General features: G+C 73.0%; 20 protein-coding genes and 1 pseudogene. 13 read left to right on the top strand and 8 right to left on the bottom strand.

What is annotated here, in order from left to right; all coding sequences use genetic code 11:
* Positions 1-49: 49 nt before the first annotated feature.
* The 4 genes from ACFYP4_RS01695 (at position 50) to ACFYP4_RS01680 (ending at position 4,391) form a co-directional block, all read left to right on the top strand.
* Positions 50-841, top strand: coding sequence for a DUF4142 domain-containing protein (locus tag ACFYP4_RS01695; protein WP_358855737.1), 792 nt, complete (start codon positions 50-52; stop codon positions 839-841).
* 196 nt (positions 842-1,037) lie between these two features.
* Positions 1,038-2,546: a DUF692 domain-containing protein gene (locus ACFYP4_RS01690; protein ID WP_388781663.1), complete on the top strand. Its 1,509-nt coding sequence runs from the start codon at positions 1,038-1,040 to the stop codon at positions 2,544-2,546.
* A 250-nt stretch (positions 2,547-2,796) separates the two neighbouring features.
* Complete coding sequence (locus ACFYP4_RS01685; RefSeq protein ID WP_358855739.1) at positions 2,797-3,588, top strand: DUF4142 domain-containing protein; 792 nt, start codon at positions 2,797-2,799, stop codon at positions 3,586-3,588.
* Positions 3,589-3,632: 44 nt separating this feature from the next.
* Positions 3,633-4,391, top strand: coding sequence for a TIGR04222 domain-containing membrane protein (locus ACFYP4_RS01680; protein ID WP_358855740.1), 759 nt, complete (start codon positions 3,633-3,635; stop codon positions 4,389-4,391).
* 93 nt (positions 4,392-4,484) lie between these two features.
* On the opposite strand, the gene ACFYP4_RS01675 is transcribed toward ACFYP4_RS01680, so the two are convergent.
* The 5 genes from ACFYP4_RS01675 to hemG all read right to left on the bottom strand — a co-directional run bounded on the left by ACFYP4_RS01675 (position 4,485) and on the right by hemG (position 10,599).
* A complete protein-coding gene (locus ACFYP4_RS01675) occupies positions 4,485-6,794 on the bottom strand; it encodes a beta-L-arabinofuranosidase domain-containing protein (RefSeq protein ID WP_358855741.1) in 2,310 nt (769 codons plus the stop codon).
* A gap of 264 nt (positions 6,795-7,058) precedes the next feature.
* Positions 7,059-7,196: a hypothetical protein gene (locus tag ACFYP4_RS01670; RefSeq protein WP_358855744.1), complete on the bottom strand. Its 138-nt coding sequence runs from the start codon at positions 7,194-7,196 to the stop codon at positions 7,059-7,061.
* Positions 7,196-8,026 carry an SDR family oxidoreductase gene (locus ACFYP4_RS01665; RefSeq protein ID WP_358855742.1) on the bottom strand — a complete coding sequence of 277 codons (831 nt, stop codon included), beginning with the start codon at positions 8,024-8,026 and terminating at the stop codon, positions 7,196-7,198. The genes ACFYP4_RS01670 and ACFYP4_RS01665 overlap by 1 nt, the downstream gene beginning before the upstream one ends.
* A 376-nt stretch (positions 8,027-8,402) precedes the next feature.
* The gene (gene hemQ / locus ACFYP4_RS01660; RefSeq protein ID WP_358853119.1) at positions 8,403-9,122 is read right to left on the bottom strand and encodes a hydrogen peroxide-dependent heme synthase; all 720 of its coding nucleotides are present in this window, start codon (positions 9,120-9,122) and stop codon (positions 8,403-8,405) included.
* Between the two features lie 4 nt (positions 9,123-9,126).
* The gene (gene hemG, locus ACFYP4_RS01655) at positions 9,127-10,599 is read right to left on the bottom strand and encodes a protoporphyrinogen oxidase (RefSeq protein ID WP_388781658.1); all 1,473 of its coding nucleotides are present in this window, start codon (positions 10,597-10,599) and stop codon (positions 9,127-9,129) included.
* Positions 10,600-10,759: 160 nt separating this feature from the next.
* Between hemG and ACFYP4_RS01650 the strand changes: the two genes are divergently transcribed.
* Positions 10,760-11,776, top strand: a complete 1,017-nt coding sequence (locus ACFYP4_RS01650; RefSeq protein WP_358853117.1) for a DUF4349 domain-containing protein — start codon at positions 10,760-10,762, stop codon at positions 11,774-11,776.
* Between the two features lie 27 nt (positions 11,777-11,803).
* On the top strand, positions 11,804-13,213 hold the full coding sequence (locus tag ACFYP4_RS01645; protein ID WP_388781655.1) for an FAD-dependent oxidoreductase: 1,410 nt from the start codon (positions 11,804-11,806) through the stop codon (positions 13,211-13,213).
* Between the two features lie 281 nt (positions 13,214-13,494).
* Here the strand turns inward: ACFYP4_RS01645 and ACFYP4_RS01640 are convergent, their stop codons facing one another.
* Positions 13,495-13,830, bottom strand: coding sequence for a hypothetical protein (locus ACFYP4_RS01640; RefSeq protein WP_388781652.1), 336 nt, complete (start codon positions 13,828-13,830; stop codon positions 13,495-13,497).
* 171 nt (positions 13,831-14,001) lie between these two features.
* Here ACFYP4_RS01640 and ACFYP4_RS01635 point away from each other — a divergent pair.
* Positions 14,002-14,121, top strand: a pseudogene (locus tag ACFYP4_RS01635) (rhomboid family intramembrane serine protease); the annotation flags it as partial.
* Between the two features lie 7 nt (positions 14,122-14,128).
* Here ACFYP4_RS01635 and hemE read toward each other — a convergent pair.
* Positions 14,129-15,199 (bottom strand): uroporphyrinogen decarboxylase, encoded by a 1,071-nt coding sequence (gene hemE / locus ACFYP4_RS01630; protein ID WP_388781649.1) that lies wholly within the window; start codon positions 15,197-15,199, stop codon positions 14,129-14,131.
* 155 nt (positions 15,200-15,354) lie between these two features.
* Between hemE and ACFYP4_RS01625 the strand changes: the two genes are divergently transcribed.
* The 5 genes from ACFYP4_RS01625 (at position 15,355) to ACFYP4_RS01605 (ending at position 22,148) form a co-directional block, all read left to right on the top strand.
* The gene (locus tag ACFYP4_RS01625) at positions 15,355-16,023 is read left to right on the top strand and encodes a DUF3000 domain-containing protein (RefSeq protein WP_358853113.1); all 669 of its coding nucleotides are present in this window, start codon (positions 15,355-15,357) and stop codon (positions 16,021-16,023) included.
* A gap of 368 nt (positions 16,024-16,391) precedes the next feature.
* Positions 16,392-17,051, top strand: a complete 660-nt coding sequence (locus tag ACFYP4_RS01620) for a response regulator transcription factor (RefSeq protein ID WP_358853112.1) — start codon at positions 16,392-16,394, stop codon at positions 17,049-17,051.
* A 128-nt stretch (positions 17,052-17,179) separates the two neighbouring features.
* Positions 17,180-18,463, top strand: coding sequence for a ribonuclease D (locus ACFYP4_RS01615; protein WP_358853111.1), 1,284 nt, complete (start codon positions 17,180-17,182; stop codon positions 18,461-18,463).
* A gap of 335 nt (positions 18,464-18,798) precedes the next feature.
* Positions 18,799-20,025, top strand: a complete 1,227-nt coding sequence (locus ACFYP4_RS01610) for an acetyl-CoA C-acyltransferase (protein WP_358853110.1) — start codon at positions 18,799-18,801, stop codon at positions 20,023-20,025.
* Positions 20,022-22,148 carry a 3-hydroxyacyl-CoA dehydrogenase NAD-binding domain-containing protein gene (locus ACFYP4_RS01605; protein ID WP_388781644.1) on the top strand — a complete coding sequence of 709 codons (2,127 nt, stop codon included), beginning with the start codon at positions 20,022-20,024 and terminating at the stop codon, positions 22,146-22,148. The genes ACFYP4_RS01610 and ACFYP4_RS01605 overlap by 4 nt, the downstream gene beginning before the upstream one ends.
* A gap of 102 nt (positions 22,149-22,250) precedes the next feature.
* Here ACFYP4_RS01605 and ACFYP4_RS01600 read toward each other — a convergent pair whose 3' ends face one another.
* Positions 22,251-23,264 (bottom strand): hypothetical protein, encoded by a 1,014-nt coding sequence (locus ACFYP4_RS01600; RefSeq protein ID WP_388782673.1) that lies wholly within the window; start codon positions 23,262-23,264, stop codon positions 22,251-22,253.
* 138 nt (positions 23,265-23,402) lie between these two features.
* Here ACFYP4_RS01600 and ACFYP4_RS01595 point away from each other — a divergent pair, with 138 nt between their 5' ends.
* The gene (locus tag ACFYP4_RS01595) at positions 23,403-23,774 is read left to right on the top strand and encodes an NTP pyrophosphohydrolase (RefSeq protein ID WP_388781641.1); all 372 of its coding nucleotides are present in this window, start codon (positions 23,403-23,405) and stop codon (positions 23,772-23,774) included.
* The last annotated feature ends 10 nt before the right edge of the window (positions 23,775-23,784 follow it).

Genomic DNA, 23,784 nt, shown 5'->3' with positions numbered 1-23,784 from the left:
GCCAAGCACAGATTCCCAACGACCAGTTGGTTTTCCCCGGGAGGCTCATTTGCGGCGTATCAACGGTACGGCCCTTGTCATCGCGGCCCTCGTCGCCACCGTGGGCGCGCTCGCGTTCCCCGTGTGGTCGTACGCCGACCGCTCGGGCACGGGTCCGTCCAATCTGGCGGCCGGGACGGTGAACACCCGCTGGGGTCCCCTCTCCGCCTCCGACCGCGACCTGATCGTGCGTGTACGGCTGGCCGGGCTGTGGGAACTCCCGGCCGGACAGCAGGCGATCGAGCGGGCCCCCACGAAGGCGGTCAAGGAGGCGGGCGATCACCTGATCGTCGGCCACACCGACCTCGACAAGCGGGTACGGATCATCGCGGCCCAGCTCGGCGTCGAGCTGCCGAACCAGCCGAACGAGCAGCAGCAGGGCTGGCTGGACGAGCTGACGGCCGCTCAGGGCAAGGAGTACGAGCGCAAGTTCGCGAACCTCCTGCGGTCCGCGCACGGCAAGATCTTTCCGGCGATCGGCGCGGTACGCAACAGCACCCGCAACACGTTGGTGCGGCAGCTCGCCTCGGATGCCAACCAGACCGTGCTCGACCACATCACGGTGCTGGAGAAGACGGGTGACGTCGACTTCGACGCCATCGCCAACGACACGGCGGCCGGGTCGACCGCCAGCCCGACGGGACCGCCGCCGCCCACCGTGGGGGCGTCCCCGGCCTCGGTACCGCCCGCGGAGCCGTCCGGACCCGTCGACGTGTCGTCGAGTCCGTCGCCCGCGGCGCCGGGGGAGGTCAACACGAACCGTCCGGAGCCCAGCGGCGATCCGGCCGGCGAGGTGGGCTGAACTGCGGTGAGCCCGCCGACGGGGACCTTCGGAACCTCAAATGTTGCTCTGAAGGTCCCCTCCGGCGGGTTGGGCCCCGGTTTCCGGGGCCATCACCCCGTCACGCCGGAACACCGGTCCGCCGCGGGGGGCGTCGCGAACAGACGGCACGCAGGGTCCGGTCGGGACGTGACGTGACGCAGAAGGGGGCAGGGACATGCAGCAGCTCGGGACGGGAATCGGGTGGCGCCCGGAGATCGCGGACGCCGTCGAGCGCATGCCCGGCATCGACTGGGTCGAGGCCGTCGCGGAGAACGTGTGCCCCGGGCACCTTCCCGCCTCACTGCTGCGGCTGCGCGAGCGCGGGGTGACGGTGGTGCCGCACGGGGTCTCGCTGGGCCTCGGCGGCGCGGACCACCCGGACGAGTCCCGGCTCACCGCGCTCGCCGAGCGGGCACAGGCACTGGGCGCGCCGCTCGTCACGGAGCACATCGCCTTCGTGCGCGCGGGCGGCCCGCTCACCGCGTCCCCGCTGCTGGAGGCGGGCCATCTGCTGCCCGTCCCCCGCACCCGGGACGCGCTGGACGTCCTGTGCGGGAACATCCGCGCCGCTCAGGCCGCGCTGCCCGTTCCGCTCGCCGTCGAGAACATCGCGGCGCTGATCTCCTGGCCGGGCGAGGAGATGACCGAGGGGCAGTTCCTGTACGACCTCGCCGACCGCACCGGCGTACGGCTGCTGATCGACGTCGCGAACCTCCACACCAACCACGTCAACCGCGGCGAGGACCCCGCGAAGGCGCTGGACGAACTCCCGGTCGAGGCCATCGCCTACGTCCATGTCGCGGGCGGCTTCGAGCGCGACGGCGTCTGGCACGACAGCCACGCCCACCCCGTCCCGCGGCCGGTCCTCGACATCCTCGCCGACCTCGCCTCCCGGGTCTCCCCGCCCGGGGTCCTGCTGGAGCGCGACGAGAACTTCCCCGCTCCCGGGGAGCTGGAGCGGGAACTGACGGCGATCCGGGAGGCGCTGCGCACGGCGACCCCCCGGACGACCGGCACCGGAACCACGCGGACACCCGTCCCGGAACCGGCGGTCTCCACCGGGACCGGAGCCGCCCGGACACCCGCCTTCGAGCCGGCGGTCGCCGCCACCGGAGCCGAAGCCGCCCCGACACCCATCCCGGTCGAGCCGGCGGTCTCCACCGGAGCGGCGACCTCCGCCGAGTCCGGCGTCACCGCCGCCGAGGCCGCCGAGGCCGCCGAGCAGGGTGCCGCCTGCGGCGGGAGCACCGGTGCCGTCGAGGCCGACGGCGCCGCCCGGCAGCGGCTCGCGCTCGCGCAGGCCGCGCTGCTCTCCGCGCTCGTCGCGGGCACCCCGGTCCCCGAGGGATTCGACCGGGTGCGGATGGGCGTACAGGCCAGGGCGCTCGCCGCGAAGCGCGCGGACGTGGTCGCCAAGGTCGCCCCGGAGCTGCCCGGGATCCTCGGCGCGGCGTACCGGCCCGCCTTCCTCGCGTACGCGCAGCGGCACCCCATGGCCGGCGGTTACCGGCAGGACGCCCTGGACTACGCCGAGCACCTGCTGCTCGCCGGGCGCCCCGAGGACGCCGATACCCGGCGCCGGCTGCGCGACTGGTGGCTGGACCGGTCCGGGCCGGCCCCGCGCTCCGAGCGCCCTGCGGCCCGCCTGGCCCGCGCCACCCGGCGCGTCCTGCTGCGCCGCTGATCCGGCGCCGCCCCGGCGGCACCGGACGGGGACGGTCACCGGCTGTGCCCGGACCGCTACCCTCACCATGGACCCAGCGACGATTCGACCCCTTTTGCCATGATGCGAGGGTGGACATATCTCGCGCATCCGGCACCCCGCGCCGCCGCGGAACCCGTTCCTCCTGTACGGCAGTTGGCGTACGGACGGCAGTAATATGCCAATCCGCACCCGAAGCGCACTAGCGTGCGGTGCCGCAACAGGAGGCACCATGCGATCCATCAACCGCAAAGGACTGGTCGACGGAACCGGGCTCGTCGTCGCGGGCCTGACGGCGACCCTCGTCGCGCTGGTCTTCCCGGTCTGGTCGTACGCCGACCGCTCCGGCACCGGCCTGGACACCCTGAACGCGCAGACCGTGCCGACACGGTTCGGCCCGCTGTCCGGGCTGGACCGGGAGTTCATCACGAAGGTCCGGCTGGCCGGTCTCTGGGAACTGCCCGCGGGCCAGCAGGCGCAGGAGCGCGGTACCACCCAGGCCGTACGGACCGCGGGCGGGCACCTCATCGAGGGCCACACATTCCTCGACGCCCGCGTCCGCAACGTCGCCGCGCGGCTCGGCCTCGAACTGCCCAACCAGCCCAACCCGCAGCAGCGCGAGTGGCTGGCCACGCTGGACGCCGCCCACGGCGCGGAATACGACCGGGAGTTCGCGAACGTCCTCCGCAGGGCACACGGCAAGGTCTTCTCGGTGGTCGCCCAGGTCCGCGCGAGCACCCGCAACTCCCTCGTACGCGACCTCGCCGACGACGCGAACACCACCGTGCTCGACCACATCAAGGTCCTCGAGGCCACCGGGTACGTCGATTTCGACGCCCTCGCCGAGGACGCCGCCACCGCCGCCCCGCCCCCGCTCACCAACTCCCCCGCCCCGCCCGGCCCCACGGCCTCCGCCAGGCCGCCCGTCCCGGTGAGCCCCTCCCCGGGCTACCCGCTGCCCCCGGCCGCGTCCAGCCCGAGGCCCCCGGAGGACGGCGAGGACGGCACGGTGTCCGCATCGTGAATAAGGTGTGGCGCTCCACGGCCCGTGTCGCATAGAAAAACGCCATGTTCTGGGTCCTGCTTCTGCTCCTCGCCTGGGTCGCGACCGGGTCGGCCTGCACCCGGCTGTGCCTGGCCGCCGTCCATACGGCGGCCGTCGACGAGCAGGCGGGCCGCGAACACGAACTGACGCTGTACGAGGCCGCGTTCCTGTCCGGCGGGCCGGAGCGGGTCGCCGAGCTCACCCTGGTGTCGATGGCCCGCCAGCGCCGGCTGCTGCTCGCGCACACGGGCTGGGCGACCGTCGTGGACCCGGACGGGCGGGACGACATGGAGCGTTCGGTGCTGGGCGCGATAGGGCCGCGGGGACAGTCCCGGATAGCGCCGGTGCGCCGGACCACCGCGGCGGCCGACGCGGTGCGCGGACTCGCCGACCGCCTCGTCGCGGCCGGGCTCGCCGTGCCGGACGGGGCCCGTACGAGCGTGGCCGACGGCGTCCGCCAGGTCCGGGCGGCCGCGGCGGCCGTCCTCGCGCTGGGCGCCACCGCCCTGCTGCTGCCCGGCCCGGCCGGCGAGGACCGGGGTCTGATCGCCCTCTGGTTCGCGCTCCCCCTCGTCCTGGCCCTGGGCTGCCTGGCCATCGCCCGGATCGAGATCCACCCGTACACCCGCTGGGCCTCCCCGGCCGGACAGCGACTGCTGGGCGCTCTCTCCCGGCGTCCCTCCGGCACCGGGGACGACCGTACGTATCTGGCCGCCGTCGCCGTGCTGGGCATCCGCGCGGTCCGCGAGCCGGAGCTGCGCGCCGCCTTCGCCCACCGCTAGGGTCCGTCTTCAAACGGATCTTGCCCAGAACAGAACCGGTGCGAGGGTGACCGCTGCCTCGTGCGTCTTCCATGGCGGGCGCAGGCGCGGGCGTCAGCGCAGGATGCGCCACCGGTTGTCGGGAGTACCGTCGTCCGGAACCTGCACCACGAACGCGCCGATCGCGGTGGAGCCGTTCTCGACGCCGAGCAGTTTCCCGCTGTTCGCGTTGCGGATCTTGAAGGTGCCGTCGCCCTGGTCGAGGAGTACCCAGCGGTGGTCGGCGGTGCCGTTGTCCGACCACTGCAGGACCGCCGCGCCGTCGGCCGTCGACATGTCCCGCACACCGAGCACCTTGCCGCTGTGGATGTTGCGGAAGCGTGCGGCGTCGCCGTCGGGGATCATCTCCCAGTCGTGGTCGGCGGTGCCCGAGTCGCTCCACTGCAGGGCGCGGCCGCCGTCGGCGGTGGCCATGTCCTGGATGCCTAGGACGAGCCCGCCGGCGGCGTTGGCGAGGCGGACGGAGGAGACGGAACCGGTGTTCCAGTAGACCGTGTAGTTGTGGCCGTGGGCGTCGTGGAAGGGGCCGAGGGCGACGGCCGAGCCGTTCGCTGTGGCGGTGAAGGACAGCGCGCTGGAGCTGGTCCGCCGGATCGACGACGTGTCCAGCACGGGCAGCGAACCGAGCGCGGTGTCGCCGTAGTTGCCGGACAGGACGACGGGGCCGTAGGTGATCGCGGCGACGTTCGGGTTGTCGTTGGCGGGGCGCAGGACGGTCCGCATGGGCAGGCGGACGGTGACCGTGTCGCCGGAGGTCCAGGCACGGGTCAGCGTGGCGTAACTGCCCGGGGTGGTGGCGATGTTCTGCACGGCGCCGTTGACGCTGACGGTGGCACCGCTGGTCCAGCCGGGGATGCGGATGCGCATCGCCCACGTGCCGCCGACGGAGCCGGTGACGCGCAGGGTCGTGGTGTCGCTCGCCGGGTAGGACGTGGTCTGCGTGACGGTGATGCCGCGCTGGGTCCAGGTGAGCACCGACGGCACGAACAGGTTCACCGTCAGGGTGGTGCCGGCGTGGAAGTAGACGGAGTCCATCAGCCGGGTGTGCATCTCCAGGCCCGTGCCCTGGCAGCACCAGAAGGTGGTGTAGTCGGTGCTCCAGGTGCCGCCGCCCCAGGCAGGGCCGACGCCCCGCCGGCCGCCGGGGTTGAGCGGGGTGAAGTAGGTAACGTGGCCGTGGGGGTCGGCCGGATTCTGCTGGCCGATCATCTGGTTCAGCCAGGCCTGCTCGTAGTAGTCGAACGGGGCCGCGCGGTCCGGGTTGAGGGTGAACAACTCCCTGGTGAGCGTAAGCATGTTGACGGTGTTGCAGCTCTCGCAGGTGTCCTGCCGGAGGTATCCGGCGATGGCGTTCGGGGCGCGGAAGTGCTCGGCCTGGCTGTTGCCGCCGATGGCGTAGGTGTGCGCGCCGACGCAGATGTTCCAGGCGTTGGTGGCGATGTCCCGGTAGCGGGTGGTGCCCGTCGCCTTGTACGCGAGGGCGGCCCCGATCCACTTCGGCACCTGCGTGTTGGCGTGCAGCCCGGCCAGCTTGTCCTGGCCCACCGCCAGCGGATCGAACACCGCGGCGTGGTCGAAGCGCTGGGCGGCGGTGAGCCAGCGGCTGTCGCCGGTCTGCCGGTAGAGGTCGGTCAGGACGGCGTTCATGCCGCCGAACTCGGTGCCCAGCACGGCCTGCATCCGGGCCGTGCTCAGCTTCACGGTGCGCCGGTCGACCCAGCCCGCCAGGGCCAGCAGCACGTCCCGGGCCTGCGTGCTGCCGAGCCGGCGCCACACGTCCAACAGGCCGGTGAGGGTCTTGTGGATCGTGTAGTACGGCACGTTCCCGTTGGACAGCGTGCCCGCCTCCAGCGCGTCGAAGTCGGACTCCGGGTAGCCCGACAGATACCCGGCGCCGAAGCCCGCGGCGCTGTTGTTGGCCTGGCACCGGGCCAGCTCCGCCACCATGTAGCGGGCCTTGTCCCGGCACACGGTGTCCCCCGTGACGGCGTACGCCTGCGCCCACGCGGTGAGGAAATGCCCCTGCACATGGCTGCGGAAGGGGAAGTCGGGCGCCTCCCAGCCGCCCACCGGGGCCGCGCCGCCGGTCGGCAGGCGGTGGTTGGCGCGGAAGGTGTACAGCAGCCGGTCGACGTCGACGAACCGCAGATAGCTCAGGGTGCGGTTCTGGTTGTCCAGCCACCTGCTCGCGGTCAGCCGCACCTGGCCGAGCTCGAAGGGAGAGGCCAGCACTCCGGTGTCGGCGCGGAGCGGCGGTACGGCGGCCCGGGCGGGGGAGCCGCCGAGGAGCGGTCCCACCGCGCCGGCCGCGGCGCCCGCCCCGGCGAACTGGAGGAGGTGGCGTCTGCTGACGGAAGAGGACATGCGGGAAATCCTTTCGGCTCAGGCGCAGGCTTCCTGTTCGCAATGTCGAACATCGTTCGCAGAATCGACGAGACCCTAGGGGGTGCGCACGGGCCCGTCAATGTCGCCGACCTCGTCACCGCTGCCGAAAATGTTTCGTAGCCGAGCGCCGAGCGCATCCGAAGTGGGGCGGCGGCACGGCATCTGGCTGCACGTCGACCACGGTGGGCCCACGCAGGGCTGCGTGAGCCCGGCGCAGAAGCACATGAAAAATGGGGTGCTCGGTCAAGACCGAAGCAGGGACGGGACGTTGATGGTGTCGTCGCCTTCCTCCGTATGACCGCCGGGCTGGAACCGACGGCCACCGGAGGCGAGGTGGCAGATGAGCAGCACCTCGTCGATCGCGCGCCACGCACCGGCCATTAGCGCGTGTCGTCGGAGCGCCCGGCGCGGCGCGGCTCGACATGAAAATCGAACGCGAGTGTTCCGGGGTCAAGGGCTGTCGCCCCGCCGTCAACGGCGAGCACGGCGCCGTTGACGTACGACGCCGCCGGAGACAGCAGCCAGCTGACCGTCTCCGCAATCTCACGCGGCTCACCCGGCCGGCCCATGGGCAGCGGCATGGTCGCCTCGTCGTAGGCGGCCTCGGCGCCACCTTGCAGACCCGCTTCCTCAGCGAAGCGGGCCATGCGCCTGTCGGCCATCTCGCTGCGCACCCAGCTCGGGCACACGATATTGGCGCGAAGCCCCCGCCGCCCGTAGTCGACGGCGACGGAACGGCACAGCTGGAGCAGAGCCGCCTTGGACGTGGCGTACGGCGCGTTACCCGTTCCGTTCCGCAGTGCCGACACAGAAGCGACCGCAACGATCGACCCCTTGGATTCCAGCAGGTGAGGAATAGCCGCACGCAGAAGCAGCAGCGGACCGGTGACATTCGTACGCATCACCTCGTCCCAGTCCTCCAGCGACAGGTCCCCGACGCTTCCGCCGCGTCCGATACCCGCGTTGAGCACCAGCCCGTCCAGACGTCCGTACGCGGCCAGGGCTGCCTCGACGAGACCGCCGGCCGCCTCCGGGTCACCGATGTCGGCCGGATACGCCAGTGCCCCGGCCTCCCGTTCGACGCGCCGCAACGGCTCGGGCCGTCGACCGGACACGACCACGTGATGGCCTTGCCCGCACATCAACCGCGCGGTGGCCTCTCCGATCCCCGTACCTCCGCCGGTCACGATGACAACTCGCTCGTCAGTCAATGCGTTCCTGCTCCATCCTTGCCATCGGCGCCGTCGGACAAGGGAATCCGTAGTGGGAAACTATCGCCGACTCACTGCGTCCGACGACGGAAAGCAGCCATCTCGTGTGCTACGCACGAACGACGGCACGCCGCCCGGCACCCGACGGCCCCAAAAGGGGATCAACTAGCGACGAGCGTGCAAGGTGCGGATCTGCATCAGCGCTGACCTGGAGGGCATCACCGGACGCGTCGATGCCCACGACGTGCAGCGCCTGGCGGCAGGGACGGCCGGCTCGGCACGGGGGCGCGGACTGCGCCCCCGTGCCGAGCCGAGCCGGCGCCGGTGCCGCCGGGCGGTCGCGCGAAGGCGCCCCCGGCAGCCGCGGACGCGCTGATCAGGCGAGGCCGGCGACCAGCTCGGCGACGTCCTTGCGGCGGCCCGTGTAGAACGGGACCTCTTCACGGACGTGCATGCGGGCCTCGGAGGCGCGCAGGTGCCGCATGAGGTCGACGATGCGGTACAGCTCGTCGGCCTCGAAGGCGAGGATCCACTCGTAGTCGCCGAGGGAGAACGACGCGACGGTGTTGGCCCGCACGTCCGGGTAGCCGCGGGCCATCTTGCCGTGGTCGGCGAGCATGCGGCGGCGGTCCTCGTCGGGCAGCAGGTACCAGTCGTAGGAGCGCACGAACGGGTAGACGCTGATGTAGTTCCGGGGCGTCTCGTCGGCGAGGAACGCCGGGATGTGCGAGCGGTTGAACTCGGCGGGGCGGTGCAGCGCCATGTTCGACCACACCGGCTCCAGGGCGCGGCCCAGCCGGGTGCGGCGGAAGAGGTTGTACGCCTCCTGGAGCTGGTCGCTGGTCTCGGCGTGCCACCAGATCATCAGGTCCGCGTCGGCGCGCAGTCCGGACACGTCGTACGTACCGCGGACGGTCACGTCCTTGGCGGCGAGCTGGTCGAACAGCTCCTGGACCTCGTCGGCGTAGCCCGCGCGGTCCTCGGGGAGGGCGTCACGGAGCTTGAAGACGGACCACAGCGTGTAGCGGATGACCTCGTTGAGGTCCTTGGCCAGCTTGCCCTTGTTCGGGATCTTGGCGGGGGCGTCGTCACTCATGGGGCTATTCTCCCGCGCCGCCGTGCAGACTCTGCACCGGGTTCGCGGTCAGCGCGTCCACTCCGGCGCGATCGCCCCGCAGCGCGTCCACCGCGGCGTACGCACTGGCGATGCACGCCGGGATGCCGACGCCGTCGTACGCCGCGCCGCAGACGGCGAGGCCGGGCACGGCGGCGACGTGCTCGCGGACGCGGGCCACGCGCGCGTGATGCCCGACCGGGTACTGCGGCAGGCCGTCGTACCAGCGGGTGACGCGGCCGGCGACGGGAGCGGCGGTCAGGCCGGTGGCCTCCCGCAGGTCGTGCCGGGAGACGCCGACGAGGTCCTCGTCGTCCCGGTCGAGCACCTCGCCCTCCTCGTACCGGCCGACGGAGGTCCGCACGACGAGCAGCTCCGGGTTCTCCTCGTCGATCCAGCCCCACTTCCGGGAGGCGAAGGTGGACGCCTTGATGGTGCGCCCGTCGACCGGCGGCACCAGGAAACCGCTCCCCTCGGGGAGGGTGACGTCGGCACGGCGGTAGGCGAGGGTGATGAGGGCCATGGACGCGTACTCGACGGCGGCCAGCTCGGCCGCGGCCGCGGGTGCCTCGGCGCGCAGCAGGGTCGCGGCGGCCGGTGCGGGCAGGGCGAGTACGACGGCGTCGGCGTGCAGGACCCGGTCGCCGGCGGTGATCCGCCAGCCGTCCGGCCGGCCCTGCGGGCCGGTGCGGCGCAGTTCGGTCACCGGTGCGCCGGTGACGATCTCCCCGCCCCGGGCGCGGACCGACTCGGCGACCGCGAGGGGCAGTTGCCCGACACCGCCCCTGATGCCCATGAACACCGGCCCGGTCCGGCTGCCGGCGGCCGCCTTGTCCTGGATGTCCCGGACGGCCTCGGTGAGCGAGTCGTGCGCGCGGACGGCCTGGAAGAGCTGCGGGACCGCGGAACGCATCGAGATGCGGTACGCGTCGCCCGCGTAGACCCCGCCCAGCAGCGGTTCCACCAGCCGGTCCACGACCTCCCGGCCGAGCCGCTCCGCGACGTGGGCGCCCACCGCGACGTCGTCACCGATCTCCGTGCGCGGCAGGTCGGCGTCGCGCCCGATGCGGCGCAGTCCCTCGTCCGAGAGGAGACCGGCGAGGGCGGCGGCGGTGCCGGGGACGCCCATGACGTGCCCCTTGGGCATGGGGCGCAGGGCGCCGCGGGTCCAGATCGAGGCCGTCGCGGTGGCGGGCGGCGCCAGCCGGTCCGCCAGGCCCACCTCGCGGGCGAGGGCGACGGCCTCCGGGCGGCGCGCGAGCATCGACTCGGCGCCGAGGTCGACCCGCGCGCCCGCGATCTCGCCGGGCAGCAGCTTGCCGCCCACCCGGTCCGACGCCTCCAGGACGGTCACGCGCACTCCGGAGTCCAGCAGGCGGTGCGCCGCCGCCAGTCCCGCGATCCCGCCGCCGACGACGACGGCCTGTCCCGAACCGGTACGAGTGTCCTGTGCACGCATGCCTCCACCCTCTCAGACCCCGCCGGCGGTCCCGCCGCGAGGCCGGTGTCCTGCGCGAGTCCTTTCCGTGACCGCATCGGAACCGGATCATCCCAACGTCCCGGCCGGTCCGGGCGTCGAAGGAACGTAAGTCGTCACGACACACCCGGGGGATGCCCGCATGCAGACACGACGTTCGGTACGACCGGTACAGGCCCTGGCGGGAGTTCTCCTCGCCGCCGCTCTCGCGCTGACGGGGTGCGGCGGCGCCGACGACTCCGGGGGCAGTTCCTCGGACGGCGACTCCAAGGCGTTCGCCCCGGGTGCCCAGGAGGGCGGCAAGGGGGCCCGGGACGCCGGTGGGGGCGCCGCGGACCGGAGCAGCGGCGGCACGTCGACGGGCACCGCCGCGCCCAGGCCCGCCGACAGCCACATCATCCGCACGGCCTCGCTGACGGTCCGGGTCAAGGACGTGCCCGACGCGCTGGCCGACGCTCGCACCACGGCCGAGGACGCCGGGGGTTTCGTCGGCAACGAGACGACCACCCGGGACGGCGGCGGCCGCGAGCGGACCCGGGTGATCCTGCGGGTGCCCGCCGAGCGGTACGAGGAGGTGCTCGACGAACTGGAGGGCGCCGGCAAGCTCCTCGCCCGCACCGCCAGGGCGCAGGACGTCACCGAGCAGGTCGTCGACGTGGAGAGCCGCGTCAAGTCGCAGCGCGCCAGCGTGACCCGGATCCGCGAGCTGATGGACGAGGCCACCAAGCTCAGCGACGTGGTCGCCCTGGAGGGCGAGCTGAGCAGCCGTCAGGCCGACCTGGAGTCCCTGCTCGCGCAGCAGGCCTCCCTCAAGGACCGTACGAGTCTGGCCACGATCACCCTGTCCCTGTCCGAGAGGCCGGCGAAGGAGGCCGACGGGAAGGACGGGGATCCGGGCTTCCTGGACGCGCTCGCGGGCGGCTGGCACGCGTTCGTCACCACGCTGCGCTGGATCGCGGTCGCGTTCGGCGCCGTCCTCCCCTTCCTGGCGGGCGCGGCGCTGCTCATCCTGCTGTGGGTGCGTGTCGTACGGCCCCGGATGTCCCGCAGGGCCGCCCCGGCGCCCTCGGCCGGGACGCTCCCGGCCGCCCCGCCCGTCCCCGAGCAGCCGGGGCGGGGCGGGCAGGCCCGCACGACGGAGGGACGCGAGCGGGACTGAAATGCCGGGTCCCCGTAGCGTGTTCGCATGAGCATGAGCCATGGGAGCGGTACCGGCCGGCGGAAAGAGCGACTGGTCGTGGTCGGTGGCGACGCGGCGGGCATGTCCGCCGCGTCGCAGGCACGCCGGCTGCGGGGCGCGGACGAGCTGGAGATCGTGGCGTTCGAGCGCGGCCACTTCACCTCCTTCTCGGCGTGCGGCATCCCGTACTGGGTGGGCGGTGACGTCACCGACCGGGACCGGCTGATCGCCCGCACTCCGGACGAGCACCGGGAGCGCGGCATCGATCTGCGGATGCGCACGGAGGTCGTGGAGATCGACGTGCCGGGTGCCCGGGTCCGCTCCCGGAACCTGGACTCCGGGGCCGAGGAGTGGACCGGGTACGACAAGCTCGTGATCGCGACCGGCGCGCGGCCGGTCCGGCCCGACCTGCCCGGCGTCGACGCGCCCGGAGTGCACGGCGTGCAGACCCTCGACGACGGCCAGGCGCTGCTCGACACGCTGGCCGCCACCGAGGGGCGGCGCGCGGTGGTCGTCGGCGCGGGCTACATCGGCGTGGAGATGGCCGAGGCGCTCATCAGACGCGGCTACGAGGTGACGGTCGTCAACCGCGGCAGGGAACCGATGTCCACCCTCGATCCCGACATGGGCCGGCTGGTGCGCACGGCCATGGAGGGCATGGGCGTCACCATGGTCAACGGCGCCGAGGTCACCAAGATCCTCACCGACGGCACGGGCCGGGTCCGGGCGGTCGCCACCCAGGACGCCGAGTACCCGGCGGACGTGGTGGTGCTCGGCATCGGCGTACGCCCCGAGACCGGGCCGGCCCGGGCGGCCGGGCTGCCCGTGGGCGAACACGGCGGGCTGCTCACCGACCTCGCCATGCGGGTCCGCGGACACGAGAACATCTGGGCGGGCGGCGACTGCGTCGAGGTCCTCGACCTGGTCTCGGGACGCGAGCGGCACATCGCGCTGGGCACGCACGCCAACAAGCACGGGCAGATCATCGGCAGCAACGTGGCCGGCGGGTACGCCGTCTTCCCGGGCGTCGTGGGTACGGCGGTGAGCAAGGTGTGCGAGCTGGAGATCGCCCGCACCGGACTGCGCGAGAAGGACGCCCGCCGCGTCGGGCTGCAGTTCGAGACGGTCACCGTCGAGTCGACGAGCCGCGCGGGCTACTACCCGGGCGCCGCCCCCATGACGGTGAAGATGCTCGCCGAGCGCCGCACGGGACGCCTGCTGGGCGTACAGATCGTGGGCCGCGAGGGTGCGGGCAAGCGGGTCGACGTCGCCGCGGTGGCGCTCACCGCGGGCATGACGGTGGAACAGATGACCGCCCTCGACCTGGGCTACGCCCCGCCGTTCTCCCCGGTGTGGGACCCGGTCCTGGTGGCGGCCCGCAAGGCGGTGGCGGCGGTACGCGACAACGCCGGCTGAGCGGCGCGCGTCCGGCCCGGAGCCGCCTCTCCACAGCCCCGGTCACTCACCCGGGACCCGCGCGGCAGCCGGCCCGGGGCCCCGGGGAACCGCGGTGACCTCCGTCGCAGCGCGGACGACGGCCCACCCGGGGGCGCGGGGACCCGCCCGACCGGCCGCAGCGGACCCGCGGCCCTGCGACGGCCCACGCGTCCCCACGCCCGTACCCGGCGCCCCGGGCACGGGCGGCGTGCCCGGGAGCCGTCCGTGCCGGGGACCGGCCCGCCCGTGACGGCACGGGCTCACGCCGACTCGTGCTGCCCGGTCCCGTTGATCCGCTCGATGGCCTGCCGGGCCTGCTCCGCGGGCGGGCGCCCCGGCAGCGAGGACACGGACGCCGCCGACGGCATCGACGGGGTCTGCGCGGGCGCCGGCTTCGCGTGCGCGGCCGGCCGGGCCGACCGCAGCCGGTGGCTGACGGCCTCGTCGAGCGTCACCGGCCGCTGCATGCGGGCGGCGAGCCGGCCGGCCTCCTGGCCGAGCGCGGCCAGGTCCTCCCAGGGCAGGTGCAGTACGAGGGCGATCTCGGCCTCGCCGTCGGGCAGGGCGTGCATCGGAGGAGTAACTCGCTCGTTCATCGCCTGTGTCCTCACGTCTTCCTCGCGTCGCGGCTTCCCCGCGCCACGGACGGTCGAGGAGTCATACGCGGGCGCGCACGGACGCGTTCACCGGTTCGCCCCACGGAATCAGGGGCAGTGATTCCCTGTGGTCATCCCCGTCCATGACGTGAATCCGGCCGCCGTACGCACCCGGCCCACGTGGCGGGTTTCCTCGCGGGCATGGTGCTGGCCTGGCCGCTGCGCCCGGGCACCCCGCCCCCGCCGGAGCCGCGCAGCCTGCTCTGGGGCAGGCAGGCGCGGCACGCGTGAGGGGCCGTCAGCGGGCGGTGAGCGTGTGGACGTGCTCGACGAGGCGGGTCAGCGCGTCCGGGTCCGTGGTCGGCAGGACACCGTGGCCGAGGTTGAATACGTGGCCCTCCAGACCGGCGGCGGCGTCGAGCACCTCGCGGGTCGCCCTTTCCACGGCCTCCGTCGAGGAGAAGAGGACGGCGGGGTCCAGGTTGCCCTGGAGCGCCTTGCCGGGGCCGACGCGGCGGGCGGCCTCGTCGAGCGGGACACGCCAGTCGACGCCGACGACGTCCGCGCCGGCCTCGCCCATGAGGCCGAGGAGTTCCCCGGTGCCGACGCCGAAGTGGATGCGCGGGACGCCGTACCCGGCGACGGACTCGAACACCTTCGTCGAGGCGGGCATCACCGAGCGGCGGTAGTCGGCGGGGGCCAGGGCGCCGACCCAGGAGTCGAAGAGCTGGACGGCGCTCGCGCCGGCCTCGATCTGCACCTTCAGGAAGGCGGAGGTGATCTCGGCGAGACGGTCGAGCAGGTCGGCCCACAGCTGCGGGTCGCCGTACATGAGCGCCTTGGTGTGCTCGTGGTTCTTGGACGGGCCGCCCTCCACCAGGTAGCTGGCGAGGGTGAACGGCGCACCGGCGAAGCCGATGAGGGGGGTCTCGCCCAGCTCGGCCGTCAGCAGCCCGATCGCCTCGGTGACGTACGAGACGTCCTCCGGGGTCAGGTCGCGCAGCTGCGCGAGGTCGGCGCGCGTACGGATCGGGTTCTCGACGACCGGGCCGACGCCCGGCTTGATGTCGAGGTCGATGCCGATGGCCTTGAGCGGGACGACGATGTCGCTGAAGTAGATCGCCGCGTCCACGTTGTGCCGGCGGACCGGCTGGAGGGTGATCTCGGCGACCAGCTCGGGCCGCATGCAGGACTCCAGCATGGGGATGCCCTCGCGCACCTTCAGGTACTCGGGGAGTGAGCGCCCGGCCTGCCGCATGAACCACACCGGAGTGTGCGGCACGGGCTCGCGCCTGCACGCCTTGAGGAAGGCGGACTCGTACGTGGCTGTCGGCTGCTGGCCCGGGGGGCGGCGATCGTTGGCACTCACGTCGGAAAGTCTCGCACGGTCCGGCGGCCGTCCCGTCCCGGGCAGCGGGCGCCGACGGCGCGGGGCGCGTGTTCGCACGGCGGGATCCGGACAGTGGCGCCGTGCACGGGTGTCTCTCCCTGCGCGAAGGCTCCGTTCCCCTTAATCTTCCCCGCATGGCTGCGGCTCAGGGACGACTGTCGGACGGCGCTGGCGGAATGGACGACTCGAAGGAGGGGGACGGGGATGCGAGGGAGGCGGCGCCGCTGCCCTTCCGGGCCGCCGTCGAGGCGCTGAGAGCCGCGCGCCCGCGGCCGGAGATCGAGATCGACCCGACCCGGCCGCCGCAGCGCCTGGCGCCCTACGCGTACGCCCTGGAGGCCGCGGTCGTCCAGGACGACGAGGATCTGGCCGACGGCCGGCTCGTCCTGCTGCACGACCCGGCGGGACACGACGCCTGGCAGGGGTCATTCCGGCTGGTGACCCTGGTCCGGGCCGAGCTGGAACCGGAGATGGCGGCCGACCCGCTCCTTCCCGAGGTGTGCTGGTCGTGGCTGACCGGTGCGATGCAGGCGCGCGGTCTGTCCTACGGCGAGCCCAGCGGCACCGTCACGCGCGCGAGTTCGCACTACTTCGGCGGTCTCGCGGAGCGCCCGTCCGCCTCCCAGATCGAGATCCGGGCGTCGTGGACGCCGCGCGAGGGGCTGGGCGGCGTCCCGGACACGGGGGCGCACTTCGCCGCCTGGTGCGATCTGCTGTGCCAGGTCGCCGGGCTCCCGCCGGCCGGTCCCGGCGACGCGTCGGTGGTCACCCTCCCGCAGCGCCGCGGTCCGCAGTCCCGCTGAGTCGCGCGCGGCCCCGTCCCAGCGCATCGGCCTCCCGGCCGTGCGCTTTCTGCTGCGCCCCGCCCCGCCCGCACCCTCCCGCTGCCCCCTCAGGGCCCGCACGCCGACTCCCTCCGTGCGGCCGGTCACTGATCGTCCCTTTGTCGATACGACCACTTTCGGACGCGTAATGACGCGGAGCGACTCGGTTCGATCTTCGGATGATCGATAGCGTGTCCGAATTGCACGGATTGTTACTCACTAAATCGTGATCATTCTCTAAAGGCGGACGGGTTTGGTGCCGAAGACGTCTGTGACCTTGAAAGCACGGTTCATCCCGGCTTCATCCCCACAGCCGGTCCCCCCGTCCCCGCACCCCAGGAGGCCTGGTGTCCGTTCTCCTTGAGCAGCCCGCAAGCCTGGTCGCCTACCGCCCGAACAAGCCGACCGCCATGGTGGTCGTGGCAGACCCACGGGTCCGTTCCACCGTCACACGCCACCTGTGGGCGCTCGGAGTACGCGACGTCATCGAGGCGTCGTCCGTCGCGGAGGCCCGTCCCCGAATCGGCAACCCGCGCGACATCTGTGTCGCCGAAGTCCACCTGCCCGACGGCAGCGGGCTCACCCTGCTGTCCGAGACCAGGGCCGCGGGCTGGCCCAACGGCCTGGCCCTGTCCGCAGCCGACGACATCGGCGCCGTGCGCAACGCCCTCGCGGGCGGCGTGAAGGGCTACGTCGTCACCGGTACGCGGACGAACCTGGGGCTGCCGAGCCGCCCCGGGGCCTCCCCCCTCGGCGGCGCCGCCCGCATGCACCGCCGCCCCCCGGGTGCCCCGAGCCACCCGGGCGGCTACCGCGAACTGTCCGGCCGCGAGGTCGAGGTGCTCCGCCTCGTCGCGGAGGGACAGTCCAACAAGGCCATCGGCGTCTCGATGGGCCTGTCCGCACTGACCGTCAAGAGCCACCTCGCCCGGATCGCCCGCAAGCTCGGCACGGGCGACCGCGCCGGCATGGTCGCGGTGGCGCTGCGCACCGGCATCATCCACTGACCCTGCGAGGGGTCCTCCCCGACCGTGAACCGGATCTTTCACCGCGGTGACTGGTTTACGCCCCCCGGACGCCCGCCGACGGAACGTTCCGTCGGCGGGCGTCGTCCATCCACGGATACCCTTGACAGGTGACCGACGCCCAAGAGACCGCAGCAGACAGCTCACTGCGAACCACCGGAGGCGCCCCTCCGGACGACGTCGAACCGGCGCCGATCCCTTTGCTCGAGCCCCGGGAAGGCATTCCGCCCGTGATCGCCGACGACGCCTCGCTCGCCGAGGTGGTCGCCGCCTTCGCCGCCGGCTCCGGCCCCGTGGCCGTGGACGCCGAACGCGCGTCCGGGTACCGATACGGCCAGCGCGCCTATCTGGTGCAGCTGCGCCGCGAGGGCGCCGGCAGCGCGCTGATCGACCCCATGGCCTGTCCCGACCTGTCGGGGCTCGGCGAGGCGCTCTCCGGAGCGGAGTGGGTGCTGCACGCCGCCACCCAGGATCTGCCCTGCCTGCGCGAAATAGGCATGATCCCCACCCGCCTCTTCGACACCGAGCTGGCCGGCCGCCTGGCCGGGTTCCCCCGGGTCGGGCTCGGCGCGATGGTCGAGGGCGTCCTGGGCTTCGTCCTGGAGAAGGGGCACTCCGCCGTCGACTGGTCGACGCGCCCGCTGCCCGAGCCGTGGCTGCGCTACGCGGCCCTCGACGTCGAACTGCTCGTCGACCTGCGGGACGCCCTGGAGAAGGAGCTGGACCGGCAGGGCAAGCTCGAGTGGGCCCGCCAGGAGTTCGACGCGATCGCCCAGGCCGACCCCGCACCGCCCCGCAAGGACCCCTGGCGCCGCACGTCCGGCATGCACAAGGTGCGCAGGCGCCGGCAGCTGGCCGTCGTCCGGGAACTGTGGCAGGCCCGTGACCAGGTCGCCCAGCGACGGGACATCTCGCCGGGCAAGGTCCTCGGGGACGCGGCGATCGTCGAGGCCGCGCTGTCCCTGCCCGCCAACGTGCACGCCCTCGCCGCGCTGAACGGCTTCGGGCACCGCATGGGCAGGCGCCAGCTGGAGCAGTGGCAGAGCGCGGTGGACCGGGCGAGGGCGCTGCCGGACTCCGAGCTGCCGCAGCCCGGGCAGCCGGTCACGGGTCCTCCGCCGCCGCGCGCCTGGGCGGACAAGGACCCGGAGGCCGCGGCCCGGCTCTCCGCGGCGCGGGCCGCGGTGTCGGCGCTCGCCGAGGAGCTGAACATGCCGCAGGAGAACCTGATCGCGCCCGACACCGTCCGCCGGGTCTGCTGGGAGCCGCCGGCGGTGCCCGACGCCGACTCGGTCGCGGCCGCGCTCGCCGGACACGGGGCGCGGCCCTGGCAGGTCGAGCAGGTCACCCCGGTCCTGGTGGCCGCGCTGCGCTCCGGCGCGGCCACGGCCTGACGCATCGGGGCCCGACGCATCGAGGCGGGACGCATGGCTGCGGGATGCAGGCCGCGGGATGCATGGCCGCGGGACGCGATCCCGGCTGGGATCGCGTCCCGCCGCGTACGCCGGACGCCTCGTGCGGCTGTTCGGCGACGTCGAGATCACGCCAAGATCCGGGGATACCTCCGGGGGGACGCCGGAGGTCCACGGCACCCCGGCGGTGTGACCTTCGCCGCTCCCGGCCGGGGGACTGGGCAGCATGGTTACCCGCAAGTAGCATGAGGGGTGAGCGCGCGCTCAGGCGTCTGCGCCGCGCAGCAGTGCCATCCCGCATCTGGAGGAGAGCCATCGTGCCTCGTACCGTCAGGGACGTCGTCTTCGTCGACGGCGTCCGCACCCCGTTCGGCAAGGCGGGCCCGAAGGGCATCTACCACGAGACCCGGGCCGACGACCTCGTCGTGAAGGCCATCCGGGAGCTGCTGCGCCGCAACCCCGGCCTGGACCCCGCGAAGATCGACGAGGTCGCCATCGCCGCGACCACGCAGATCGGCGACCAGGGTCTGACGCTCGGCCGCACGGCCGGCATCCTCGCCGGGCTCCCCCAGTCGGTTCCCGGCTACTCCATCGACCGCATGTGCGCGGGCGCCCTGACCGCCGTCACGGCCACCGCGGGCTCCATCGCCTTCGGCGCGTACGACGCCGTCATCGCCGGCGGTGTCGAGCACATGGGCCGTCACCCCATGGGCGAGGGCGTCGACCCGAACCCGCGGTTCGTATCGGACAAGCTGGTCGACGAGTCGGCCCTGTTCATGGGCATGACAGCGGAGAACCTGCACGACCGCTACCCGCACATCACCAAGCAGCGCGCCGACGAGTACGCCGTGCGTTCGCAGGAGAAGGCCGCCAAGGCGTACGCCAACGGCAAGATCCAGCAGGACCTGGTGCCGATCTCGGTGCGCAACACCAACGCGGAGGTCGGTGAGACCGGCTGGGGCCTGGTCACCGCCGACGAGCCGATGCGCCCGGGCACCACGCTGGAGAACCTGTCCGGCCTCAAGACGCCGTTCCGCGTGCACGGCCGGGTCACCGCGGGCAACGCGGCCGGTCTGAACGACGGCGCCACCGCGTCGATCATCGCGTCCGAGGACTTCGCCCGCGAGCACGACCTGCCGGTCAGGATGCGCCTGGTCTCGTACGCCTTCGTGGGTGTCGAGCCGGAGGTGATGGGCTACGGCCCGATCCCCGCCACCGAGAAGGCCCTCGCCAAGGCCGGCCTCTCGATCGAGGACATCAACCTCTTCGAGATCAACGAGGCGTTCGCCGTCCAGGTCCTGGCCTTCCTGGACCACTACGGCATCGCGGACGACGACGCGCGCGTCAACCAGTACGGCGGCGCCATCGCGTTCGGCCACCCGCTCGCCTCCTCCGGCGTCCGTCTGATGACGCAGCTGGCCCGCCAGTTCGAGGAGCAGCCGGAGGTCCGTTACGGCCTCACCACCATGTGCGTCGGCTTCGGCATGGGCGCCACGGTGATCTGGGAGAACCCGCACCACAAGGACGCCGGAGGCGACAAGTGACCACCGCTGAACTCCTGAAGGGCGCAGCCGAGCTGTTCCCCGACGAGGTCGTGACCTCGGCGCACGTACGCCACCTCGACCTGCCGTTCAACGCCGGGCGCTTCGCGCTCGTCACGCTGGACAACGGCTTCGACCACACCAAGCCGACCACCTTCGGACCGCAGTCGCTCGCGAACCTGAACGCCGCGCTCGACCAGGTCGAGAAGGAGGCCGCGGCCGGCGAGATCGTCGGTGTCGGCCTCACCGGCAAGCCGTTCATCTTCGCGGTGGGCGCCGACCTCAAGGGCGTCGAGCTGCTGAAGGACCACAGCGACGCGCTCGCCATCGGCAAGGGCGGCCACGAGGTCTTCAAGCGTCTGTCCGGCCTCGCGGTCCCCACCTTCGCCTACTACAACGGCGCGGCCATGGGCGGCGGCGTCGAGGTCGGCCTGCACTGCAGGTATCGCACGGTGTCGGCGTCCATCGCGGCCTTCTCCCTCCCCGAGGTCTTCCTCGGCCTGGTCCCCGGCTGGGGCGGCTGCGCCCTGCTGCCGAACCTGATCGGCGCCGACAAGGCCGTCTCGGTGATCATCGAGAACTCGCTCAACCAGAACAAGCAGCTCAAGGGCCACCAGGTCTACGAACTGGGCATCGCCGACGCCCTGTTCGAGGGTGCCGACTTCCTCGAGCAGTCGCTGCTGTGGACGGCGTCCGTCCTCAAGGGCGAGATCGTCGTCGAGCGTGCGGAGATCGACCGCGGCGAGGCCTGGGACCAGGCCGTCGCCAAGGGCCGCTTCATCGCCGACTCCAAGGTGCACGGCGCCGCCCCGGCCGCCTACCGCGCCCTGGACATCATCGCCGCCGCCAAGAACGGCGACCTCCAGCAGGGTTACGACGCCGAGGACCTGGCGCTCGCCGACCTGATCATGGGCGGTGAACTGCGCGCCGGCATCTACGCGTTCAACCTGGTGCAGAAGCGCGGCAAGCGTCCCGCCGGTGCGCCGGACAAGTCGCTGGCCCGTCCGGTCACCAAGGTCGGTGTCGTCGGCGCCGGCCTGATGGCCTCCCAGCTCGCGCTGCTCTTCCTGCGCCGCCTGGAGGTCCCGGTCGTCCTCACGGACATCGACCAGGAGCGGGTCGACAAGGGTGTGGGCTACGTCCACGCCGAGATCGACAAGCTGCTCGGCAAGGGCCGCATCAACCAGGACAAGGCCAACCGCCTCAAGGCGCTGGTGAGCGGTGTCCTGGACAAGGCCGAGGGCTTCGCGGACGCCGACTTCATCATCGAGGCCGTGTTCGAGGAGATCGGCGTCAAGCAGCAGGTGTTCGCGGAGGTCGAGGCGGTCGCCCCGGCGCACGCGATCCTCGCCACCAACACCTCCTCGCTCTCCGTCTCGGAGATGGCGTCGAAGCTGAAGAACCCCGAGCGGGTCGTGGGCTTCCACTTCTTCAACCCGGTCGCGATCCTCCCGCTCCTGGAGATCGTGCGCGGCGAGCAGACCGACGACGCCTCGCTGGCCACGGCGTTCGCCGTCGCCAAGAAGCTGAAGAAGACCGCGGTCCTGGTGAAGGACGCCCCGGCGTTCGTCGTGAACCGCATCCTCACCCGCTTCATGGGCGAGATCCAGAACGTCATCGACGAGGGCACCCCGGTCGAGGTCGCGGAGAAGGCGGTGGAGCCCCTGGGCCTGCCGATGTCTCCCCTGGTCCTGCTGGAGCTGGTCGGCCCCGCGATCGGTCTGCACGTCTCGGAGACCCTCAACCGGGCCTTCCCGGACCGCTTCACGGTGTCCCCGAACCTCGCGGCCGTCGTCAAGGCGGGCAAGCGCGGCTTCTACGTCTATGACAGCGGTAAGCCGGAGCTGGACCCGGAGGTCGCCGCGCTGCTGAAGCAGGGCGACGTCGTCCTCACCGAGGAGCAGGTCCGTGCCCGCGTGCTCGACGCCGTCGCCCAGGAGATCGGGCTCATGCTCGACGAGGGCGTCGTCGCCGAGGCGCAGGACATCGACCTCTGCCTGATCACCGGCGCCGGATGGCCCTTCCACCTGGGCGGCATCACGCCGTACCTGGACCGCGAGGGCGTCTCGGAGCGGGTGAACGGCAAGAGGTTCCTGGAGCCCGGCGTGGCGAGCGTTCCCGCCTAGCCGAACCTTCGGTCCGTACGTTGCCCGGCACACCGACTGGCGTGCCGGGCAACGGCGTTCACGGGGTCGGCCGACCGGAGTCCGCGTACCGGGAGGCGGTTGTCACACCGCCCGCCACGCCTCCAGCGCGAGGCCCGGTTCGTCCTTGCGGCGGGTGAGCAGGAGTTCACCGGCCGGGGCGAGCGTCGCCGCGACCACGCGGCCCTCCTCGTCCTGGGCCAGCGACACCCGGGTCCCGTCGGGCAGCCGGGGCCCCGAGGGGGTCCACCAGGCGCCCGCGGACTCGTCCTCGGTCGGATAGGCGGCGAAGGCGACCCGCCCGTCGGCGGCGACCTGGGCGAGCAACGTGCAGTCGTGGCCGTCCAGTTCGGTGCGTACGGCCGTCACCGGGCCCGGTCCCGCGGCGGCGAGCAGGGTGACGGGCCCGGTGCCGGGACGCCAGAGGCACAGATCCCCGGACTCGTCGGTGAAGAACAGCGAAGTGCGCTCGGGCGAGGTGGCCAGCGCCCGGAGCGTGCCCGGCCGCACCGGTGCCTCCGTCACGTCCTCCAGGACCGGCTGCTTGCCCGGTTCCTCCTGCCGCCAGTGCAGGAGCGCGCCGGGGGCGGACGCGTACAGCTCGACGCGTCCCGACTCCCCCGTCACGGCCGTCAGGGCGGTGTGGACGTCCTGCCCCGCGAGGTCCCGCCACGGCCCCCAGCCGCCCTTCTCCTTCTGGCCGAGCATGCTCACCCCGCCGCCCCTGTTGCGCACGAAGACGTGGGCCCGCCCCTGCGCGTCGACGGCGACGGCCGGGGTTCCGGTGCGGTCGCCGGTCCTGTCCGGGTGCCCGAGCGGGACCCAGTCGAGGGCGGCGAGGTGGGCGCGGTAGTGCGTGGAGTGGACGAGTCCCGACTCCCCGGGGACGGTCGGCCGCCAGGACACCAGGTGGGCGTAACCGTCCGCGCCCCGGCCGACGGCGAGCACGGGATGCAGGCGCTGGTCGCCGCCGACGACGCGTGCGGGGTCCCACGGGCCGCCGGGTCCGCGCTCGGCCCGGCACCGGACATCGGCGTCCGACGGCACGTACACACTCAGCCTGCCGTCGCGCCCGCGCAGGAACCAGTCCCCGTTCACCACCGTCGCCACGGGCTCACTCTAATTCGGCGTCCCCGCGGAGTGGACGGGGCCTCCCCTGTTCCGGGCCCCGCCGCGTCCGCCGGCCCGGGTGCCCGCTCGGCCCCGGCTCTCGGGCACTCTGGCAGGGTGGATCCCATGACCCTGCTCATCGTCGACGGCGCGAACGTGGTGGGCTCGGTGCCCGACGGGTGGTGGCGCGACCGCCGGGGTGCCGCCGTGCGCCTGCGGGACCGGCTGACCGACTGCGCGGAGCGGGGGCTGCCCGGCCGCCCCGGCCCCCTGGAGGTCGTCCTGGTGCTGGAGGGCGCCGCGCGCGGTGTGGAGTCCGTGCCGGGAGTACGCGTCGAGGACGCCCCAGGCAGCGGCGACGACCGCATCGTGGAGCTGACGTCCGCCTCCCCCGGCCGCGCCCGCCTCGTCGTCACCGCCGACCGCGAACTGCGCCGCCGGGTGACCGCCCTCGGCGCGGAGGTGGTGGGCCCGCGCGCGGTGCACGGCCGGACCTGACGCCACGGGC

The organism is Streptomyces sp. NPDC005551 (assembly GCF_042871785.1).
Taxonomy (GTDB): domain Bacteria; phylum Actinomycetota; class Actinomycetes; order Streptomycetales; family Streptomycetaceae; genus Streptomyces.
The sequence above is the reverse complement of the archived record's forward strand: the minus strand, read 5'-3'. Positions and strand labels throughout refer to the sequence as shown.

Coding starts and splice junctions, on each gene's coding strand:
- ACFYP4_RS01690 (WP_388781663.1), top strand. CDS start 1,038: ATGCAGCAGCTCGGGACGGGAATCGGGTGGCGCCCGGAGATCGCGGAC.
- ACFYP4_RS01685 (WP_358855739.1), top strand. CDS start 2,797: ATGCGATCCATCAACCGCAAAGGACTGGTCGACGGAACCGGGCTCGTC.
- ACFYP4_RS01680 (WP_358855740.1), top strand. CDS start 3,633: ATGTTCTGGGTCCTGCTTCTGCTCCTCGCCTGGGTCGCGACCGGGTCG.
- ACFYP4_RS01675 (WP_358855741.1), bottom strand. CDS start 6,794: ATGTCCTCTTCCGTCAGCAGACGCCACCTCCTCCAGTTCGCCGGGGCG.
- ACFYP4_RS01670 (WP_358855744.1), bottom strand. CDS start 7,196: ATGGCCGGTGCGTGGCGCGCGATCGACGAGGTGCTGCTCATCTGCCAC.
- hemQ (WP_358853119.1), bottom strand. CDS start 9,122: ATGAGTGACGACGCCCCCGCCAAGATCCCGAACAAGGGCAAGCTGGCC.
- hemG (WP_388781658.1), bottom strand. CDS start 10,599: ATGCGTGCACAGGACACTCGTACCGGTTCGGGACAGGCCGTCGTCGTC.
- ACFYP4_RS01650 (WP_358853117.1), top strand. CDS start 10,760: ATGCAGACACGACGTTCGGTACGACCGGTACAGGCCCTGGCGGGAGTT.
- ACFYP4_RS01645 (WP_388781655.1), top strand. CDS start 11,804: ATGAGCATGAGCCATGGGAGCGGTACCGGCCGGCGGAAAGAGCGACTG.
- ACFYP4_RS01640 (WP_388781652.1), bottom strand. CDS start 13,830: ATGAACGAGCGAGTTACTCCTCCGATGCACGCCCTGCCCGACGGCGAG.
- ACFYP4_RS01625 (WP_358853113.1), top strand. CDS start 15,355: ATGGCTGCGGCTCAGGGACGACTGTCGGACGGCGCTGGCGGAATGGAC.
- ACFYP4_RS01595 (WP_388781641.1), top strand. CDS start 23,403: ATGACCCTGCTCATCGTCGACGGCGCGAACGTGGTGGGCTCGGTGCCC.